This is a genomic window from Nostoc sp. 'Peltigera membranacea cyanobiont' 210A, from assembly GCF_002246015.1.
Lineage (GTDB): Bacteria > Cyanobacteriota > Cyanobacteriia > Cyanobacteriales > Nostocaceae > Nostoc.
Window position 1 is genome coordinate 557,474 of the sequence record NZ_NOLJ01000006.1, and the last position, 21,184, is coordinate 578,657.

The 21,184-nt window shown below is 43.4% G+C and carries 16 protein-coding genes; 10 read left to right on the forward strand and 6 right to left on the reverse strand.

What is annotated here, in order from left to right; genetic code table 11:
• Window positions 1–55: 55 nt before the first annotated feature.
• Window positions 56–850, reverse strand: coding sequence for a Uma2 family endonuclease (locus CDG76_RS21650; RefSeq protein WP_094350978.1), 795 nt, complete (start codon window positions 848–850; stop codon window positions 56–58).
• 201 nt (window positions 851–1,051) lie between these two features.
• Between CDG76_RS21650 and CDG76_RS21655 the strand changes: the two genes are divergently transcribed.
• From CDG76_RS21655 to CDG76_RS21660, 3 genes are read left to right on the forward strand one after another with little or no spacing between them, the layout of a single operon-like run.
• Window positions 1,052–1,324 (forward strand): hypothetical protein, encoded by a 273-nt coding sequence (locus CDG76_RS21655; RefSeq protein ID WP_190240927.1) that lies wholly within the window; start codon window positions 1,052–1,054, stop codon window positions 1,322–1,324.
• A gap of 15 nt (window positions 1,325–1,339) precedes the next feature.
• Window positions 1,340–1,486 carry a hypothetical protein gene (locus CDG76_RS37520; protein ID WP_190240937.1) on the forward strand — a complete coding sequence of 49 codons (147 nt, stop codon included), beginning with the start codon at window positions 1,340–1,342 and terminating at the stop codon, window positions 1,484–1,486.
• Window positions 1,487–1,515: 29 nt separating this feature from the next.
• The gene (locus CDG76_RS21660) at window positions 1,516–1,728 is read left to right on the forward strand and encodes a type II toxin-antitoxin system HicB family antitoxin (protein ID WP_094350979.1); all 213 of its coding nucleotides are present in this window, start codon (window positions 1,516–1,518) and stop codon (window positions 1,726–1,728) included.
• A 102-nt stretch (window positions 1,729–1,830) separates the two neighbouring features.
• Here the strand turns inward: CDG76_RS21660 and CDG76_RS21665 are convergent, their stop codons facing one another.
• On the reverse strand, window positions 1,831–3,987 hold the full coding sequence (locus CDG76_RS21665; RefSeq protein ID WP_094350980.1) for a polyribonucleotide nucleotidyltransferase: 2,157 nt from the start codon (window positions 3,985–3,987) through the stop codon (window positions 1,831–1,833).
• 101 nt (window positions 3,988–4,088) lie between these two features.
• Window positions 4,089–4,634, reverse strand: a complete 546-nt coding sequence (locus tag CDG76_RS21670) for a GNAT family N-acetyltransferase (RefSeq protein ID WP_094350981.1) — start codon at window positions 4,632–4,634, stop codon at window positions 4,089–4,091.
• Window positions 4,635–4,777: 143 nt separating this feature from the next.
• Between CDG76_RS21670 and CDG76_RS21675 the strand changes: the two genes are divergently transcribed.
• Both CDG76_RS21675 and CDG76_RS21680 read left to right on the forward strand, forming a co-directional pair.
• Entirely contained in the window at window positions 4,778–9,490 is a 4,713-nt protein-coding gene (locus CDG76_RS21675) for an SNF2-related protein (protein ID WP_094350982.1), read from the forward strand.
• 99 nt (window positions 9,491–9,589) lie between these two features.
• Window positions 9,590–10,426 carry an SWIM zinc finger family protein gene (locus CDG76_RS21680; RefSeq protein ID WP_094350983.1) on the forward strand — a complete coding sequence of 279 codons (837 nt, stop codon included), beginning with the start codon at window positions 9,590–9,592 and terminating at the stop codon, window positions 10,424–10,426.
• A gap of 321 nt (window positions 10,427–10,747) precedes the next feature.
• Here the strand turns inward: CDG76_RS21680 and CDG76_RS21685 are convergent, their stop codons facing one another.
• From CDG76_RS21685 to psbD, 3 genes are all read right to left on the reverse strand, one after another.
• A complete protein-coding gene (locus CDG76_RS21685; protein ID WP_094350984.1) occupies window positions 10,748–10,933 on the reverse strand; it encodes a PCP reductase family protein in 186 nt (61 codons plus the stop codon).
• Window positions 10,934–11,058: 125 nt separating this feature from the next.
• Window positions 11,059–12,450 (reverse strand): photosystem II reaction center protein CP43, encoded by a 1,392-nt coding sequence (psbC, locus tag CDG76_RS21690; RefSeq protein WP_094350985.1) that lies wholly within the window; start codon window positions 12,448–12,450, stop codon window positions 11,059–11,061.
• A complete protein-coding gene (gene psbD, locus CDG76_RS21695) occupies window positions 12,434–13,489 on the reverse strand; it encodes a photosystem II D2 protein (photosystem q(a) protein) (RefSeq protein WP_012409998.1) in 1,056 nt (351 codons plus the stop codon). The genes psbC and psbD overlap by 17 nt, the downstream gene beginning before the upstream one ends.
• A gap of 920 nt (window positions 13,490–14,409) precedes the next feature.
• Here psbD and CDG76_RS21700 point away from each other — a divergent pair.
• The 5 genes from CDG76_RS21700 to CDG76_RS21720 all read left to right on the forward strand — a co-directional run bounded on the left by CDG76_RS21700 (window position 14,410) and on the right by CDG76_RS21720 (window position 21,182).
• Complete coding sequence (locus CDG76_RS21700; protein WP_094350986.1) at window positions 14,410–14,979, forward strand: photosystem I assembly protein Ycf4; 570 nt, start codon at window positions 14,410–14,412, stop codon at window positions 14,977–14,979.
• Between the two features lie 199 nt (window positions 14,980–15,178).
• Window positions 15,179–15,979: a peptidylprolyl isomerase gene (locus tag CDG76_RS21705; protein ID WP_094350987.1), complete on the forward strand. Its 801-nt coding sequence runs from the start codon at window positions 15,179–15,181 to the stop codon at window positions 15,977–15,979.
• A 90-nt stretch (window positions 15,980–16,069) separates the two neighbouring features.
• On the forward strand, window positions 16,070–17,209 hold the full coding sequence (locus CDG76_RS21710; protein WP_094350988.1) for a beta-ketoacyl-ACP synthase: 1,140 nt from the start codon (window positions 16,070–16,072) through the stop codon (window positions 17,207–17,209).
• A gap of 229 nt (window positions 17,210–17,438) precedes the next feature.
• Complete coding sequence (locus tag CDG76_RS21715) at window positions 17,439–18,728, forward strand: Glu/Leu/Phe/Val family dehydrogenase (RefSeq protein ID WP_094350989.1); 1,290 nt, start codon at window positions 17,439–17,441, stop codon at window positions 18,726–18,728.
• Between the two features lie 354 nt (window positions 18,729–19,082).
• Window positions 19,083–21,182, forward strand: coding sequence for a RecQ family ATP-dependent DNA helicase (locus CDG76_RS21720; RefSeq protein ID WP_094350990.1), 2,100 nt, complete (start codon window positions 19,083–19,085; stop codon window positions 21,180–21,182).
• The last annotated feature ends 2 nt before the right edge of the window (window positions 21,183–21,184 follow it).

The following is a 21,184-nucleotide window of genomic DNA, read 5'->3' on the forward strand; positions in this document are numbered from 1 at the left end:
TTGTTAGGTTATGCGATGTCTACGATGGGCTATGACGCTCGCGGACTCGCTACCGCTACGCTATCGGTGTCGCATCAGGGTGAACACCTAGCTCACGTAACTTAGCTGCTAATATATCAGCACGTTGGCGTTCCTGTTCAGCACGTTGGCGTTCTTGTTCAGCACGTTGGCGTTCTTGTTCAGCACGCTGGCGTTCTTGTTCAGCTTGTTCACTACTCCACAACAGCAAATTTCCTTCTGTATCCCACCAGCGCAGCCAATTCATGGTTTGGCATAATCTTTCACCTTGCCAAATTCCGAGAAATAACTCTAACTCAGGAATCCAAAAGCGTCCATTGGCGTCTGCTTGCTGCAAAGTATATTGTCCATTTTGCAAACATCGTATTTCTATGCTTGGTTCGTAAGGGTCGTAGGTTACGTAGGTTGGAACTTGGAGAATCTTTTCGTAATAATAGAGTTTACCGTAGGGTGGAGTTGAGCGGACTGATAGTTCTCCCCCTTCTGTGTCTGAGAGAAATTCCATCACTACAGCCACAGCAGCGCCTTCTAAATTCGGGGTATAGCTGCGACGAACTACATTTGTTCCTACAGACTGCACTTGAGGGACATAAAACCAGTCTGGGGCTTTGACAACGATTTTTTTGTTGACTGTGGCTACAAGCCCAAAATTAGAGCCAATCAGCATTTGAGGTTGGATGCGTGCTGTGCTTCCCAAAGCATCGGTAAGCGCAGCAGCGATCGCAGGTTGTTGAATATTTTCCACTGGATCGTCTGGTAAAATGAAGTCGGCTGGAAGTGCTTCCCAAGTAACAATTGGTTCTTTTTGGATGGGGTTAACTTGTAGAACCATAAAATTACTCCTAATATCCATGCACAGTATATTAGTTATTTTTAACAAATCTTCAGCCAGCATCGCTCTTAAGCTAAAAACCCAGAAATCTGGAAAGAATTCTCTGACAGGTGTATATACTCGTAGTCAAGCACTTAGCAGGCGTGAGTATGATAGTTGAGTGGTTCACTCTCTGGATAGGTCAAAAAACGGTTGGATTTCTTGTCAAAACTATTATCAGCGAAGAATTTTGATCCTAGTATGTTTGAGTTTTTCCATGATATTGCACTCAACGACCCATTTAAACGTACTGAAGATGAATATGGAAATGAATATATTGAAACAAACCCGCGTCAAACAGCACTAGAGATAATTATCAAGCAATTTCCTCAACATCCCCAGACTTTACCACTGTTGCGCGACAAAGCAGAGAATGACCCAGATGAGCAAGTGCGAGAGTTTGCTCAACAGAAGTTGGCACAATTAGAGAAGTAAAAGAGTTTTAAAAATATGAACAACACAGAAGTTCGTCAACAAATCAACCAATATCTAGATGGATTGTCTTCAGAACACCTGGAACTGGTTGCTGACTTCTTAGCTTATCTAGCAGATAAAGAAAGTGAAGACGCTACCCAAGAGTTACTTGATAATTCGTAATTCGTAATTCGTAATTATGTTTCAGAATAATGAAATATACGATAATTATTCAATGGTCTGATGAAGATGAGTGTTTTGTTGTGAATCTTCCTGAATGGGGAGAATTTTGTCATACTCACGGAGATACTTACGAAGAAGCTTTCAAAAATGCTCAAGAAGTTTTAGAAATGCTGATTGAATCATCTTTGGCTGACGGTCAACCTGTACCTGAGCCAAAAACACTAGAAAAGTCGTTGAAATAATTCGTAATTCGTAATTAGTCAATTTAGAGAAGCATACGGCGATGCCTTCACGATAGGCATCGCGGATTTTAGATTTAATCTAATCTAAAATCCCAAATCGAGTTACCGATTCACCGCCGCTGCTTCTCTTGCTGCTGTTGCTTGATCTGGGTGAATACCCAAGCGGGTGAGATTAATCCGACCTTTGTTATCAATTTCACGCACTTTGATAATCACTTCATCGCCCACCGCTACTTCATCCTCAACTTTGCCAACGCGGTAGTCAGCTAGTTGAGAAATGTGGATCATGCCTTCTTTTCCTGGCAAGAATTCCACAAATGCACCTATCGGTATAATCCGAGTAATGCGTCCTGCATAGACATCCCCTTCGTGCAACTTGCGGGTCATGCCTTGGATGATATTTCTGGCTCTCTTCGCCTTGTTCTCATCCACTGCGGAAATTGTCACGGTGCCGTCATCTTCGATGTCAATTTTTGCACCAGTTTCCTCTGTGATCCCCTTAATAGTCTTGCCTCCAGGCCCGATGACCAAACCAATCATGTCTGAATCAATCTTGATTGTTAACAGACGTGGGGCATAAGGTGAGGTTTCAGTCCGTGGTGTGTCAATGCAGGCGAGCATTTTCTCCAGAATGTGCAACCGGGCTGCCTTGGCTTGGTGGACGGCTTGGGAAATAACGTCCAAAGACAAACCGGAGATTTTCATATCCATTTGCAAGGCGGTAATCCCGGTATCCGTGCCGGCAACTTTGAAGTCCATGTCGCCCAAAAAGTCTTCAATGCCTTGGATGTCGGTCAGTATTCGCACTTCGTCGCCATCCTTAATCAGACCCATTGCCGCGCCACTGACGGGTTTGATAATTGGTACACCAGCATCCATCAGGGCGAGGGTGGAACCGCAGACTGAACCCATTGAGGTGGAACCGTTGGAGGAAAGTACTTCCGATACGATGCGAATCACGTAGGGAAATTGTTCTTTGGACGGTAGCACAGGTATTAACGCTCGTTCTGCCAATGCTCCATGACCAATTTCCCGCCTTCCTGGGGCCCGCATTGGCTTGGTTTCTCCGACTGAGAACGGCGGGAAGTTGTAATGATGCAGATAACGCTTGTGCTGATCTAGCTGCATGTCATCGTTGAGGTTTTGAGCATCTCCAGGTGTACCCAGAGTACAAGTGGATAATACCTGAGTTAGTTCTCGGTTAAATAAACCGCTACCGTGGACTCGCTTTGGTAAGACATCAACTAAGCAAGAAACCGGACGCACTTGATCAAGTTTACGACCATCAACGCGGACGTTATCTTCGATGATTTGCCGCCGCATGAAGTATTTGGTAATATCTTTAAAAGTGTTACCAAGTGCCTTCTTATTTGCAGTCGCGGCAACTCGAATTGGATCTTCTTCTGACAGTTCAGTAATCGTCGCAGCAATTTCATCCTTGACGACATCTAAAGCTGCATCGCGTTCGGGTTTGGTCAAACTAAATTGAGACAGAATTTTCTTAATCTGACCGTTGGCGCGATCGCGGATATAATTTTCTAGCGTTTGGTCTACTTCTGGTGGTGCTTCTTGCACTATTACTAGACCCAGTTCTGCAATTAAATCTTGCTGCGCTTTGATTAAGTCCCGCACTGCTTCATAACCAAAGTCAATCGCTTCCAGAATATCTCGCTCTGGCAACTGATTGGCTCCCGCTTCCACCATGATCACGCCATGTGGTGAACCTGCTACTATCAGATCCAAATCTCCAGCTTCGGTTTCTGCATAAGTGGGGTTAATAATGAAATCATCTCCCACTAAACCAACCCGCACTGCTGCCATTGGCCCATTAAAAGGAATCTGGGCAATCAGGGTAGCAATGGAAGCGCCTGTAACTGCTAACACATCGGGTGGAACTAACTCGTCCATCGACAGCGTTAAGGCAATAATTTGCAGGTCATCCCTTAGCCATGAGGGGAATAAGGGACGCATGGGACGGTCTATTAGACGGCTGGTGAGAATTGTTTTTTCTGGTGGACGACCTTCGCGCCGCATGATCCCGCCGGGAATCCTACCAGCGGCATATAGCCTTTCTTCATAATCTACAGTAAGGGGAAGAAAATCGATGCCTTCTCTGGCTTGCGATCGCGTAGCCGTTACTAAAACGGATGTGTCCCCTGATTCTATCAAAACCGACCCACCTGCCTGGGGAGCTAGTAGGCCTACTTTCAGTCGAATATCCCTTCCATCGAAGGATATTGACTTATCAACTTCTGCCATTCAGTTTTTTTTCCTTCTCTTTCGCTATTCTCTTTCTGTGGCAATCCTAACATTTATGCCATATAGCTGACTTCTAGTACATACAAAGATAGACAAGTCATTCAACCCAAAGTGTGATACAAGATTAGCGCGTCTACTACCTGCCCATTCTCTAGCTTCGCCGCGCCCGCAATTCGCCCAATAATCTCAAATCCTAACGATTGCCAAAGTGTAATTGAAGGTATATTAGTCTCAAAGACCAAATTAAACATCACTGCTTCGTAGCCCAGGTTTGCTGCTATCGAAAGCATAGCCTCTCCCATGAACCGTCCTAAACCCTGACCGCGTAACCCAGGTTGTACAATAAAACCAGCGTTGCAAATATGGCTACACCGACCGGGAAAGTTTGGCTTTAAATAAAACGCCCCTAATATTTCTTTTGGCTTGTGTGTAGCATCTACAACAGATGTCCTGACAACAAAGGCATCCTTGCTTAACCAGTAAGCTGAAAATTCTGTAGGAGAGAGAGGTTGCTTTTGGGGATAGGTTTTACCTTCAACAATTACAACATTGAGTAACGATCTTACAACCTCTTGTTCTTGAGAATGCATATAATCCAGTTCCACTAACATCCCGTTTTTTAAGACTTTAATTAGGGGAAAATTCATTATTAACAATGTTTATGTGGAATATTTACTTAAATATTTATTATATGAGAAACTTGTCCAATAAATCTTCTTGAGAAGATGCAAAAAGTAGAATAATTGTGATTTTAATTTTAGAGTTTTGGGAAAATCTGAGTAGTTAGCAAATGGCGATTTTACACTGTAATTGGTTACTAGAAAATCAAAATGGTAGTTTATTTATTTGGGGGGAAACTTGGCGATCGCCACGAGTAAATTTTGAGTCTAGTGGATCTGGAGAGATAGCACTACATCCATTGGCAATGACATCAGTTGAGTTGAGTGAGTGGTTGCGTTCCCAGAATATGGCAATTACCAACTTCATCCAGAAACCCCAAGTTGCGATGCCTGCGGCAGGCAAAGCGATCGCAACTACTGGGCGAACACGCAAAGCCGCCAGTGCCACTGAAATCAGTTTGCCAACGCACTCTCAAATCATTGCCTTACCAACTTATATTCCAGAAAGCAGTGATGAAGGAACAACAGCGATTTTCCCTGTACATTCTGCCAGCTTGGGGGAAAATACAGACTCGCCACAATATTTACAACCGTGGCGAGTTGAGGGTTTTTGTCTCAACTCCACTGAAGCAGTAAAATTTCTCGCTGCTGTTCCCTTAAATGCTGCGAAAGGGGAAGATGCCTTTTTAGGTGGAGATTTACGCTTTTGGTCGCAAGTTGCCCGTTGGAGTTTAGATTTAATCTCACGCTGTAAGTTTTTACCAACAATTGACCGAGAATCAGATGGTGCATTTGCTGCCAAATGGCGAGTGCTTTTAGACAGTGCAGTAGATGGAACCCGCCTAGAAAAATTTTCTGCAACCATGCCGTTGGTTTGTCGCACTTATCAAGAGGGACTGGGGACTGGAGAAGAGTTTTCCCAATCCCTAATCCCTAATCCCCAATCCCTATTTTATGTAGACTTCCCAGCCGAACCTCAAGAATTACTTTTGGGATTTCTTAACAGTACAATAGATGCCCAAGTGCGAGAAATGGTGGGTTCTCAACCTCCAATTGAAGCTAAGGCAATCGCATCTTTACCATCTGGGGTGCGACAGTGGTTGCAAGCCTTAACTAGTGCATCTCATACTGTTAATGCAGATGCACTTGAAGTGGAACGACTAGAAGCGGCACTCAAGGCTTGGACTATGCCGCTACAATACCAATTAACTCTTAAAACTCTATTTCGTACCTGTTTTCAACTGCGTTCTCCAGAGTCTGGCGAAACAGATTGGACATTGGCGTATTTTTTACAAGCGGCTGACGATCCTGAGTTTGTGGTGGATGCGGCAACTATTTGGAACAATCCAGTTGAACGATTGGTTTATGAAAATCGCACAATTGAGCAACCACAAGAAACATTTTTGCGAGGTTTGGGGGTAGCTTCCCGATTATATCCAGCGATGTCTGGCGACAAGGCGCAAAGCGCCTACGCACCCAGCTTAGAAACCGAATATCCCCAATCTTCTCATCTTACCCCCATTCAAGCTTATGAGTTTATCAAAGCTGTAGCTTGGAGGCTGGAAGACAGTGGTTTGGGAGTAATTTTGCCTCCTAGTTTAGCGAACCGTGAAGGATGGGCAAATCGTTTGGGTTTAAAAATTACTGCCGAAACCCCAAAAGGAAAGCAGGGACGTTTAGGGTTACAGAGTCTACTAAATTTCCAATGGCAATTAGCAATTGGTGGACAAACTATTTCCAAAGCTGAGTTTGATAAACTTGTGGCTTTAAATAGTCCGCTAGTGGAAATTAACGGTGAGTGGGTAGAATTGCGGCCCCAAGATATCAAGACAGCCCAAACATTTTTTACCACTCGCAAAGACCAAATGGCGCTTTCCCTGGAAGATGCTTTGCGTCTGAGTACAGGGGATACTCAGGCGATTGAAAAATTACCAGTGGTTAGCTTTGATGCATCTGGCGCATTGCAAGAGTTGATTGGGGCGTTAAATAATAATCAGGCGATCGCACCTTTGCCGACACCAGCAGGCTTTAAAGGACAGTTGCGACCCTATCAAGAACGAGGTGCTGCTTGGCTATCCTTCTTGGAACGTTGGGGCTTGGGTGCGTGTCTCGCAGACGATATGGGATTGGGTAAATGCGTAGCGAATGATACTCTACTAAATGTAAATGGACTGTTACACACAGCCGAGACAATCTGGACAACTCACGCTGAAGAAACAGAGTTTGACGGCGAAGGATTTTGGGCTAACCCCACAGAGCAATTACTAGTTAATTCCATAGATGAAAAAACTGGCAAAATTGTCCAGGCTAATGTCAGGCGGTTGTATAGGCAGCAAGTCTGCGAAAAATTGCGAAAAATCACGCTAGAAGACGGTAGCAATATCACAATCACTCATCGTCACAAGCTGCTAACAAGTAAAGGTTGGACAAATAACTTACAGGTGGGTGATTACATTTGTGTCCCAGGTAAAACGCTCTGGAATGGACAACCACAAGACCCTGATTTAGTCAAATTTATTGCTTGGCAGATTGCTGAAGGGCATGAACTAGCAGATGTGGGAAGAGTCACAATATCCCAAAAAGATACCAGAGTATTAGAGGATCTACTCCAGACTTGCCAACGCATTCAAAAGCGCTATAACCTCAAAATTAACAGCCCTAATATCTCTACCTTCCCTAATAGAGTTTCTGCTCTTCGAGTTAACAGCCAAGCCTATCGCCGATTCTTAGAAGCTAAAGGTTATGTTTGGGGTAAACTATCGGCAGAAAAATCTATTCCGCCCTTCATTATGCAGGCAGATTTGGATAGTGTGCGGATATTTTTACAAAATTATTTTGATGCTGAATCTGCTGTTGTTTTGAGTATGGGGAGTATTGAAATTGCTACAGCTTCAGCTTTACTGATTCAGCAACTTTCTGCACTGCTGCGTCGTTTCGGCATTTGGTTGCGAATATCACCCAAACTGAAGTGTGCCACTAATGGAACTCGTACTTTACGCACCTACTATATTGGTGTAATTGGAGGAAATTCTGCCCGCAGATTTATCCAAGAAATTGGTTTTAATAACTTAGAAAAACAGAGCAAATTAGAACAAATTTGTCAACTTGTCAGCAACACAAATATTGAAGGAATTCCTGCTTCTGATATGGTTGCCCAAACAGTCATAGCAACGGGACTACCGTTGCGGCATTTTGGGATGCACAACACTGTTTACATTAATGGTTCACAGCAATTTTCTAGAGATAGCTTACAGCGAGTAATAGCTGGAATGAACCGCATTATCAGTGGAGACGCCCAAGAACAGTATCAGCTACTAAAACCTTCCAAGTGGACAACTCAAACCCTGACAGCATATAGTAACCTAGATGTAGAAAAGTTGAGCTTAACAAGACAGTCTTTACAATGTCTTCTCGATCAAGAGGTATTTTATTGCCGGATAGAATCAATAGAGGATATAGATTATGATGGATGGGTTTATGACTTTGAAGTTAGCGAACATCATAATTTTGTCGCTAACAATATTATTTGCCATAACACTGTCCAATTCATTGCTTTTCTGCTGCACTTGAAAGAACAAGATGCATTAGAAAATCCAACACTATTAGTTTGTCCAACTTCTGTTTTAGGCAACTGGGAAAGGGAAGTCAATAAATTTGCACCAAGCCTGAAAATTTTGCAATATCACGGTGACAAACGCCCAAAAGGAAAAGCGTTTTTAGAAGCCGTAAAAAAACACGATTTAATCGTTACTAGCTACTCACTGCTTCATCGAGATATTAAGTCATTGCAAAGTGTCTCTTGGCAGATAATTGTTTTAGATGAAGCCCAAAATGTGAAAAATCCAGAGGCGAAGCAGTCAAAAGCAGTGCGGCAATTAGAAGCTACATTTCGCATTGCGTTAACGGGGACACCAGTAGAAAATAGACTGCAAGAATTATGGTCTATTTTAGATTTTCTCAATCCTGGGTATTTAGGCAATAAGCAATTTTTCCAGAGGCGGTTTGCCATGCCAATTGAAAAGTATGGGGATACGGCTTCTTTGACTCAATTACGTTCATTAGTTCAACCATTTATACTGCGGCGATTGAAAAGCGATCGCGACATCATTCAAGACTTACCAGATAAGCAAGAAATGACCGTATTTTGCGGTTTAACTGGTGAACAAGCTGCACTTTATCAACAAGTTGTCGAACAATCTTTAGTCGAGATAGAATCTGCTGAAGGATTGCAACGCCGAGGGATGATTTTGGCTTTACTAATCAAACTCAAACAAATCTGCAATCACCCAGCCCAATACTTGAAACAAGCGACATTAGAGCAACATAATTCAGCCAAACTTCTGCGGCTAGAAGAAATGTTAGAAGAAGTTTTAGCAGAAGGCGATCGCGCTTTAATCTTCACACAATTTGCTGAGTGGGGTAAATTACTTAAACCCTATTTAGAAAAACAGCTAGGGCGAGAAATATTCTTTTTATATGGCAGCACCAGTAAAAAACAACGTGAGGAAATGATCGACCGTTTCCAACACGATCCTCAAGGGCCACCGATTATGATTCTTTCTCTGAAAGCGGGTGGAGTAGGACTAAATTTAACACGAGCAAATCATGTATTCCACTTTGATAGATGGTGGAATCCAGCCGTAGAAAATCAAGCCACAGACCGAGTATTTCGGATTGGTCAAACCCGAAATGTGCAAGTACATAAATTTGTTTGCACTGGCACTTTGGAAGAAAAAATTCATGACATGATTGAAAGTAAGAAACAATTGGCTGAACAAGTTGTGGGTGCTGGTGAAGAGTGGTTGACTGAAATGGATACAGACCAACTTCGCAACTTACTATTACTCGATCGCAGTGCAGTGATTGATGATGATGCAGAATAAGTTCGTAGTCAGGACTTTAGTCCTTAATTTGAGCGCTTTAGCGCTCACTACGAACCTCATAAAATTAATGAGACAGACTACTAAGTTTTTAAATTGATTATGACTAATTACACATTACAAGCAAGTCGAGAATGGTGGTCACAACAGTGGCTAGATTTGCTAGATTCTTATCGCTTTAAAAAGCGTTTAGAACGTGCGAGAAATTATGCCCGTCAGGGAAATGTTCTCAGCATTGAATTTAAAGGAGCAAAAGTATTAGCTAGGGTGCAAGGTAGTGAAGTAGAACCTTATAAAGTTTCTCTTTCCCTTGAACCATTTACCGATGAACAGTGGGGTTATGTAATTGAAAGTATGTCCCAAAGGGCAATTTTTGCTGCCAAGCTACTAGCAGGAGAAATGCCACAAAATATAGAAGAAGTCTTCACGGCTAATGGTCTTTCGATATTTCCATTTACCCTTGCTGATGTCCAGAGTAAATGCTCTTGTCCTGATAAAGCAAATCCCTGTAAACACATTGGTGCGATATACTATCAGTTAGGCGATCGCTTCAGTGAAGACCCCTTTGTACTATTTCAATTGCGCGGACGTTCCAAAGAGCAAATTATCAGCGATTTGCGTGAATTACGTAGTACCAAGAATAAACCCAATACTACAGAAACGCCTGATGTTCAACAGTCAATTCCTAATAACAAATACTCTGTAAAAATTGACTCTTTCTGGCAATACAATGAGCCACTAGAGTCATCCTTGGTAGTGATTGTGCCCTCCAGCAGCGAGACGATATTAGATGTATTAGGAGCGATTCCTCTAGCAAAGGAAGAGGAAAATGCAGTAAATTCAACTTCGAGTGATGTGATAATGAAGTATTTGAATACCCTTTACAGAGATGTAAGCCAGAAGGCTGTTTTAGCAGCGATGAATGTAGGAGGAAGTTGATAATAATTCGTAATACTTCTCTACGAGAGGCTGCGCCAACGGCTACGCGGTAGTTGAGCGCAGTCGAAACTCAGTACAAGTTCGTAATTCGTAATTATGAATTAAATTGACTGCAATATTCTCGCCTGAAAACTCTATCCCTTTACAGCAGTTTTCTTTTGCATGAGGCACAAAGTCACTGGTTTTGAGGCAGGAGGCAGAAGGCAGGAGGCAGGAGGGAGAAGAATAATTTGATTTGTGAATCCTTGGTTCTGTACCTCATTTAGTTGCAAAGCGCTGTATGGGTAGAGTATTTACCAATTCTGAATTCTGAATTCTGATTTATTGTCCAAACTCAAGCCTAGCCTCTTCTACCAAATCAGCAGTCACAACATCTTGGTCTGCTTCACGAGCTAGCTGTTCAATTCTGGCTTTAGCTTGAGAGCGGACAAAAAAGGGAATATTTTGTAACTTTTCCTTAGCTTCGGATGTCCATCGCAAAGCATCAATAAAATTGGCATCATTCATAGATTAGTTACCTTGGCAAATCGCTCACTTTAATCAATAGATTACTAATTTTCCTATAAAAAAAGCCCTTGCTTTTATGCAAGAGCCTTTAAATTAATAGTCCGTGATGAAATAAACTTTACAACCTAATCTAGATCGTCCATAAACATCACTGGCTCAGTATCGCGGTTAATTCCTTTCTCAAAACCACCAGCAGCAGCCCGTGCGCGACCAGCGTGCCACAAGTGACCAACTAGGAAGAAGAACCCTAATACGAAGTGAGAAGTCGCCAACCAAGCGCGAGGAGATACGTAGTTAAAGGAGTTAATTTCGGTAGCCACACCACCCACGGAATTCAAAGAACCCAGAGGAGCGTGGGTCATGTATTCAGCAGCGCGACGAGCTTGCCAAGGCTGAATATCATTCTTGATTTTTTCCAAATCAAGACCATTAGGACCACGTAGAGGCTCCAACCAAGGGCCGCGGAAATCCCAGAAACGCATGGTTTCACCACCAAAGATGATTTCACCAGTTGGAGAGCGCATCAGGTATTTACCTAGACCAGTAGGGCCTTGGGCAGAACCGACGTTAGCACCCAAACGTTGGTCACGAATCAAGAAGGTCAAAGCTTGAGCTTGAGATGCTTCTGGACCGGTAGGGCCAAAGAATTCGCTTGGATAAACGGTGTTGTTAAACCAAACAAAGATTGAGGCAATGAAGCCCATCAGAGAAAGAGCGCCCAAGCTGTAGGAGAGGTAAGCCTCACCAGACCAGATAGATGCACGACGCGACCAAGCAAAAGGCTTAGTGAGAATGTGGAAAATACCACCAGCAATTAAGATAAAGGCAACCCAAATGTGACCACCAACCACATCTTCCAAGTTATCGACGCTGACAATCCAGCCTTCGCCACCGAAGGGAGACTTGAGAACATAGCCGAAGATGACTGCTGGATTCAGTGTTGGATTGGTAATAATCCGAACATCACCACCACCTGGTGCCCAGGTGTCATACAAACCACCAAAGAACATTGCCTTTAGCACCAACAGAAGTGCACCGATTCCCAAAATAATCAGGTGGAACCCGATGATATTGGTCATCTTGTTCTTGTCTTTCCAGTCGTAACCAAAGAAAGCAGAGTATTCTTCTAAGGTTTCTGGGCCACGGACAGCATGATAAATACCGCCAAAGCCAAGAACGGCTGAGGAAATTAGGTGGAGTACACCAACAACAAAGTAGGGGAAGGTATCGATAACCTCACCACCAGCACCAACACCCCAACCCTGAGCGGCGAGGTGAGGTAACAGGATCAAGCCCTGCTCGTACATGGGCTTTTCAGGAATGAAGTGAGCGACTTCAAACAAAGTCATCGCTCCAGCCCAGAATACAATCAAACCAGAATGGGCAACGTGAGCGCCCAGTAGTTTGCCAGATAGGTTGATTAAACGTGCGTTACCAGACCACCAAGCAAATCCAGTGGATTCTTGGTCGCGTCCAGCACCGCCTAAGATATTTGGTCTATTAGAGAGCGTTACCACGTGGTAATACCTCCTCAGGGAATACAAATTGTTCGTGGGGTTGATCTTGAGGAGCCATCCAAGCGCGGATACCCTCGTTCAGCAAAATGTTTTTGGTATAGAAGGTTTCAAACTCCGGGTCTTCCGCCGCCCGCAATTCTTGGGAAACGAAATCATAAGCCCGCAGGTTGAGCGCTAAACCGACGATGCCGACGGCGCTCATCCACAAACCTGTGACTGGCACGAACAACATAAAGAAGTGCAACCAGCGCTTGTTAGAGAAAGCAATCCCGAAAATCTGTGACCAGAAACGGTTTGCTGTCACCATTGAGTAGGTTTCTTCCGACTGGGTGGGATTGAAGGCGCGGAAGGTGTTAGCACCATCACCGTCTTCAAACAAGGTGTTTTCGACTGTGGCACCATGAATGGCGCACAATAAAGCACCACCCAATACACCCGCAACACCCATCATGTGGAAGGGGTTGAGTGTCCAGTTGTGGAACCCTTGCAGGAATAGTAGGAATCGGAAAATTGCCGCCACCCCAAAGCTGGGTGCAAAGAACCAGCTTGATTGTCCCAAGGGGTACATCAGGAATACGCTGACGAATACTGCAATGGGAGCAGAGAAGGCGAGGGCGTTGTAAGGACGTATCCCTACTAGACGCGCAATTTCAAATTGCCGCAACATGAAGCCAATTAAACCGAAGGCTCCGTGTAGGGCAACGAATGGCCACAAGCCACCCAGTTGGAACCAACGGGTGAGGTCGCCTTGAGCTTCTGGGCCCCATAACAGCAATAGGGAATGTCCCATGCTGTCGGCGGGGGTGGATACAGCCACTGTTAGGAAGTTAGCACCTTCTAAGTAGGAGGAGGCTAATCCGTGGGTGTACCAAGATGTGACGAAGGTGGTGCCGGTCAGCCAACCGCCTAGTGCTAGGAAGGCGCAGGGGAATAATAGTATCCCTGACCAACCTACGAATACGAAGCGATCGCGCTTGAGCCAGTCGTCGAGAACGTCAAACCACCCTCTACTGGGGGCGCGTCCAACTGCGATGGTCATCGGACTAAAATCCTCTTTTTTTACTAAAATTGCAACGTTTCTAAGGCATTACGGAAAGCCAATGTAACCGACTGCCATGAGGAATTAACGTTTTTTTTGACAATCTCAACTGCTTTTAAGTAACTGAGATTCTGAGAGCTTACTGACTAGTTAAGTCATTATTTCTCAGGGTTATGACATTACACGTACCATCGGCTAGTAATCTAGCTTGTGGTAACTTAATGATTCTTAACTTATCACACTACTCAGGGTTTTTGCCTGATACACAGAAGCAAATTAGGCCTGAAACACGAACCTTATAAATAATATGAATATCAGAAATTTTACAATTTGACACAACTTTTCTCAGAAATCTGAAAAAATTTAATGTAGATAGACGTAGGTAGGTAACTCATTTCAAGAGGCCAAAAAGAGTCAGGCAGAGGGTAGCAGGGAATAAGGGGGTCAGAAGGCTAGGGAGAAAGAATTTTTATCAGCCATTGAGTGAAAAAATAGTACAACATTCCCTAAAAAATTATATCGGTAGCAGGAACATGGAAGGGCGCAGTTGAGTTTTTGTCAACGATGTTTGGTAAAATGCGGATAGTCACTTCGCCGCCACGGTCGTTGATACACCTCTGGAAAACCTATGTGAAACGTTAGACAAGCAGAAAAGAAGTTGGCATATCTTGACTAAATACAAATAGCCTAAGTGGTTTGTCCCGTAGTACAAGTAAGCCAGCATTATCCGGGACAGTAAAATTTGTAGGGTGCAAAGTGAAAAATTTATAGTCTGCGGCAGGGTTCCCGTGGACTTCAAACATAGCTCTCCGTGCCTCCTAAGCAATAGCCGGATTGGCACAGGAACCCACCACTCTATGCAAAAGCATTCAGTGTGCTTTGTATGTGACAGCGAGTATCTCATGGGCAATGGTAGTTCAATGACGACATCAACAACGATTAACAAAGGCGATCGCCTCCTGCACCAAAATGTTCTCGGTTCTCGTCGGTTCAGTAACTACTGGTGGGCAACTATCGTTACCTTGGGAGCAAGCGGCTTTTTATTGTCTGGAATATCCAGTTATTTAAAAGTTAATTTACTCATAGTTTCCGATCCCACTCAACTGGTATTCGTCCCCCAAGGATTAGTGATGGGTTTATATGGTGCTGCTGGCTTGCTATTAGCCACATACCTATGGCTAGTGATTGTATTGGATGTTGGAGGCGGTTACAACGAATTTAATCAGGAAACTGGCGCAATCAAAATCTTCCGCTGGGGGTTTCCTGGTAAAAACCGCCGAATTCAGATTGATAGCCGCATAGAAGATGTCCAATCTGTACTAATAGACGTAAAAGAAGGTCTTAACCCCCGTCGCGCCCTCTATCTACGCATTCAGGGACGGCGAGATATACCCTTAACACGGGTTGGACAACCGTTATCTTTAACAGAGTTGGAAACAGAAGGCGCAAAGTTAGCCCGCTTTTTGGGAGTGTCGCTAGAAGGATTGTAAAGGACTGGGTACTGGGTACTGGGTACTGGGGACTAGGTACTGGTAAAAACTTATTTGCCTGATATTTGCCCAATTCCTACATCCCTAATCCCCAGTCCCTAATCCCCATTACCCCTTATCCCCAGAGGGGGCCCCACCATCCCCAATCCCCAATACCCCTCAAAACGATAAGATACTCTGGTTAAATCGGTAACAGGCAATGCGGTTAAAAATTTCACAATTTTTGCTTTCTCTTGTGATTATCAGTGCCTTGATGTTGGGAGGATGTTCAACACAGCAAGTCGCTTCTAATACGTCTTCTCCAAACTCGACTACTACCTCGGCCACAAGCGAGGCAAGCACCAAGGCAAGTACTGAAGCAACTTCTGTATCTCAAACTATTAGTGAGAGTATTCCTGGAATAACAGATTTACCAAGACTAGAAGGCAAGGCTACTGTGGTAATCACGGTTAAAGGTTCGCCGATTACTATTGAAGTAGACGGCACTGATGCCCCCATTACAGCTGGCAACTTCGTAGATTTAGTGCAAAAGGGTGTTTATGATGGTTTAGCTTTCCATCGAGTTGTACGCGAACCCCAACCGTTTGTAGTTCAAGGGGGCGATCCCAAAAGCAAAGACCCGAAAGTTCCAGCAGATCAACTAGGAACTGGTAGCTATATTGACCCAAAAACGGGAAATGCTCGCTATATACCTTTAGAAGTTAAGGCGAAAGGTTCAGATACTCCGACTTACAATAAACCATTTGATGCTACTGCTCAAGCTGTCGTATTGCCCCATAAACAAGGTGCAGTGGCGATGGCGCGATCGCAATCACCAGATTCAGCTTCTGCCCAGTTTTACTTTGCTTTAGCGGATCTAGCATTTTTGGATGGTAATTACGCCGTGTTTGGCAATGTCACTCAAGGCTTTGATGTAGTCAACAAAATTCAGCAAGGCGATCGCATTGATTCCGCTAAAGTCACTCAAGGTGCTGAAAACCTGAAAGCACCTGGACAGTAGGAGAAATCAATTCAAAATTCAAAATTCAAAATTCAAAATGAAGAATTGAATGTTTGAATAGCGGAAGATTCTTTACTCCTAAAATTCAGATTGGTTAAGGTTTGTGTCACTGGTATTGGTCTAGTTTCCGCTTTGGGTGGAAGCTTAGAGGATAGCTGGCGAAATTTAATCGCAGGTAAATCTGGAATTCGGTTACATCAACCATTTCCAGAACTTACACAACTTCCTCTAGGTTTGATTGCTCAACAACCATCTGAGTTGACAATGTTAACTCAGATGGTTGTTGCTTCTGCTTTGCAAAATGCTGGGTTGGTTGCACCTTTAGCTGATTGTGCTGTAGTCATTGGATCGAGTCGCTCTTATCAAGCGTCTTGGGAAATGCTGGCAAGGCAAATTTATAGGGGGAATTTCCCCGTATCCTCTTTGGGAAATTGGCTAGATACATTACCTCAGATGAATGCGATCGCAGCCGCAAGGCAAATCGGTGCATCGGGGATAGTTTTGGCACCGATGGCAGCTTGTGCAACTGGAATTTGGTCGATTGCCCAAGCAGCTTTACTTATACAAACTGGGCAATGTCAACAAGCGATCGCAGGTGCAGTGGAAGCACCGATTACACCCTTAACTTTAGCTGGGTTTCAGCAGATGGGTGCTTTAGCGAAAACTGGGGCTTATCCCTTTGATTTGCATCGGGAAGGCTTAGTGTTGGGTGAAGGCGCGGCTGTGTTTGTCTTAGAATCAGTAGAGTTGGCCAAGCAGCGTCAAGCAAAAGTGTATGGTGAAATTCTCGGTTTTGGCTTAACTAACGACGCATATCATAGTAATTCGCCAGAACCTGAAGGGAAAAGTGCGATCGCTGCCATCAAACAATGTCTAGAACGTAGTTGTCTATCACCAAGCGATATCGATTACATTCATGCTCATGGCACAGCTACCCAGCTAAATGACCAGATGGAGAGCATCGTAATCCAGCGTATGTTTCCCCAAGGCGTGGCAGTTAGTTCCACCAAGGGAAGCACAGGTCATACATTAGGAGCATCTGGAGCTTTAGGTGTAGCTTTTTGTCTCATGGCGCTAAAGCATCAAATATTACCACCTTGTGTAGGTTTGAAACAGCCAGAGTTTGATTTGGATTTAGTTACGGCAGCACGTCTCAGTAGAATTCGCCAGGTATTATGTTTAAGTTTTGGCTTTGGTGGGCAGAATGCTGCGATCGCTTTAGCAAGGTAAAAACTTGTGGGTTTAACTATCTGACCAACATAATATATTAATTTTTATTAAGGCACACACAGCCGCGCGTCTTTAGGAAAGGTGATTTTTAAATAATTTTCACATATCAGAATACAAAATATAAAACTGTAACAAAAACTACAAAAAACTTGTTTTTCTAAAAAAAAAGGATAAGCTTAGGTACAGATGAGATCCGGTTCGCAAAGATACCGTGATTAGGAGAAAATTTATGATTTCAAAATCCTCGTTGCTGTCAGAACCTGCTTCTCCAGCGCATATATGCCCCTTTGATCAAGCCTGTAGTTACTTAGAAGCGGCAGCTAAAGAATTAAATTTAAATCAGGGTTTGCTAGAAATTCTCAGCCACCCGCGTAAGGTTGTTACGGTTTCCATTCCCGTGAAGCTAGATGATGGGGAAATACAAGTTCTCGCTGGACACCGGGTGCAGCACTCTGATGTCTTAGGGCCATACAAGGGTGGAATTCGTTTCCATCCGGCTGTGACATTGCGCGAAGTATCCGCTCTAGCAATGCTGATGACCTGGAAATGTGCCTTATTAGGTATTCCTTACGGTGGTGGGAAGGGTGGCATTGCTATAGATCCCAAACGTTACAGTGTTGGCGAATTAGAGCGAATCAGCCGCCGTTATATCAGCGAGTTGATTAAAGATATTGGGCCTTCCGTAGATATTCCTGCGCCAGATATGGGTACTTCTGCCCGTGAGATGGCTTGGATGATGGACACTTACTCTGTAAATGTTGGTCATGCTGTACCAGGAGTTGTAACTGGGAAACCCCTTTCGATTGGTGGTTCTCTGGGAAGAGAAATGGCAACCGGACGTGGCACGATGATTATTGTCCGTGAGGCGTTAGCAGATCGAGGTAAATCCTTGGTAGGAGTGCGAGTAGCTATTCAGGGTTTCGGTAATGTTGGCTGTGCCGCAGCGGAATTACTATATGAAGCAGGCGCGAAAATTATCGCTGTTTCAACTGGTGCTGGGGGAATATTCTCTGAAGTTGGTCTTGATATTCCAGCGTTAAAAGTCTACGCCGCTGAAAATCGTAAGAGTATTGCGGGTTTCCCACAATCTGTACCAATTAGCAATGCAGATTTATTAACTCTACCCTGCGATGTCTTAATACCAGCGGCTTTGGAGAACCAAATTACTGAAGAAAATGTGAATCAGGTACAGGCGCAGATTGTTGCAGAAGCAGCTAACGGCCCGGTTACTCTTGAGGCTAACTTGGCCTTAGAGGCGCGGGGTGTGACAGTGCTACCCGATATTTTGGCGAATGCTGGCGGTGTAGTAGTCAGTTATTTAGAGTGGGTGCAAGGTCTTTCTTACGTATTTTGGGATGAGGAGCGCGTCAACCGCGAAATGGAACATTTGATGGTACAAGCGTATCGCAAGGTGATTCACCAGTCGGAGGTGCGCCAAATTTCTTTAAGGTTAGCAGCTTACACACTGGGGGTAGGTAGAGTGGCTCAAGCCTTGACTGACAGAGGTCTTTATCCTTAGTTTGTTTTGTTGTTCATCAGGCAGAATAGATCGTAGTCGGCAGTAATTTTACTTGAACCGCCAGCGATCTATCTGCCTTTTTTTATTGAGCGATCGCTATAACATGACTAGTACACGATGGATGTTGAGTATGTACCATTAGTAGCCCAAGGCTATAACCCAAACCTGGAACATCAGCTAAAGATTCCCACACAGTAAACTACTAAATTAAATTCCTAAAACCCTTACAAGACAAGTACTTTACTTAAGTTACAAATTAGCTCTGAAACCTTTAGTAGTATAGGTCTTGAACACAACTAAGTTCTGCTTGTATTTGATGTTACAACAGAAATCACAATTAGTTACTTAGTATCTATGACAACTAACCTTCAGGAACAGGGATTATTGCTTCTGCGTCAAGCGCTTGATAACTCCACAGCCGATTTTCGCCCTGGACAGTGGGAAGCTATTGAAGAGTTACTCAAAGTGCGATCGCGGTTACTCGTTGTTCAACGCACTGGTTGGGGTAAAAGTCTAGTTTATTTTTTAGCAACTCGCTTGCTACGAGATCGAAGTGCTGGTTTTACTCTTTTAATTTCGCCATTGCTAGCTTTGATGCGAAACCAAATTGCAGCAGCCCAACGCATTGGTGTAAAAGCCGAAACAATTAACTCCAGTAATACAAATGAATGGCCACTAATAGCAAGACAGTTGCTAGCAGGAGAAGTAGACGTTCTGCTTATTTCTCCCGAAAGATTAGGTAACGAAGATTTTCGAGAAAAAATTCTTTTACCAGTATCTCAACGCATAGGTTTATTTGTTGTTGACGAAGCTCATTGTATCTCGGATTGGGGACATGATTTTCGTCCTGACTATCGCCGGATTGTGAGAATTTTACAAGCACTTCCACAAAATATTCCTGTCTTGGCTACAACTGCTACAGCTAATAATCGAGTAGTCAATGATATTATTACTCAATTGGGTTCAAATCTGCGTGTTTCCAGAGGAAATTTAACCAGACAAAGTTTGCATTTGCAAAATATTTCTATCCCTAGTCCAGCAGCACGAATGGCATGGTTAGCTGAACAGATTCCTGGCTTATCTGGAAGTGGTATTATCTACACATTAACTGTTAGAGATGCTGAACGAGTTGCCGATTGGCTAAAAACTCAAGGTGTTAATGCTAAAGCATATCATAGTGATTTAGATAGTGCAATCCGTGTAGTATTAGAAGATGAGCTTTTGAATAATGAAATTAAAGCATTAGTAGCAACTACAGCATTAGGAATGGGTTTTGATAAACCAGATTTAGGCTTTGTAGTTCATTACCAGCGTCCTGGCTCGGTTGTCCACTATTATCAGCAAGTAGGACGAGCAGGTAGAGCAGTAGAAAAAGCTTATGGAATTCTTCTGAGCGGTGATGAGGATGATGATATCACTAACTACTTTATTAATACAGCCTTCCCTCCAGAGGTACATACTCAACAGATTTTAAATGCACTCAACGAAGCTGTAGACGGTTTTTCTGTTACCCAATTAGAGCAGCAAATGAATCTTTCACGAGGACAAATTGAGAAAGTTTTAAAACTGCTATCAATGGAATTTCCTGCACCTATAACTAAGCAAGGCTCAAAATGGTATTTGACCCCATTTTCTTATCAAACTGACACTGAAAAAATTGAGAAAATTACACAAATTCGTAGCCAAGAGCAAGCTCGAATGTTGGAATATATGCAAAGTAAGCAATGCTTAATGACTTTTTTGGCGACAGAATTAGATGATCCAGATCCAAAATCTTGCGGTAAATGTGCTGTGTGCTTGAATAGACCATTGTTAACAGAAACTTACTCAATGGAACTTGTAAATAAAGCAATTCAATATTTACGTCGCAGTAACCAAATCATTGAACCTCGCAAAAAATGGCCATCAGAAGCATTGGTAAATTATCGCTTTTCAGGAAATATTAAAAATAATTTACAAGCAGAAGTGGGAAGAGCATTATCTCTATGGGGTGATGCAGGTTGGGGAGAATCAGTCAAGCAGGGTAAATATCAAGATAATCATTTTGACGATGCACTTGTGCAGGGTGCTTTTGAGATGATTCAACATTGGCAACCACAACCCTTTCCGACTTGGGTAACTTGTGTACCTTCGCTGAATCGTCCAGAACTTGTACCAAATTTTGCTCAACGACTAGCAGAAAAATTAGGCTTACCCTTCATACCAATTGTGCAGAAAGTTCAGCAAACTGAGTTACAAAAAAAGATGAGCAACAGTTACCAACAAGCTCATAATTTGGATGGTGCTTTTGCCATTGATTCTTGGAAAGGAATGAGTGGTTCTGTTTTCTTGGTTGATGATATAGTTGATTCCCGTTGGACTTTTACTGTAATTGCGGCACTTTTGCGACGTGCTAACAGTGGAGTGGTTTTTCCTGTAGCATTGGCACTCAATTCATTAGGTCAAGGGGATTAGAA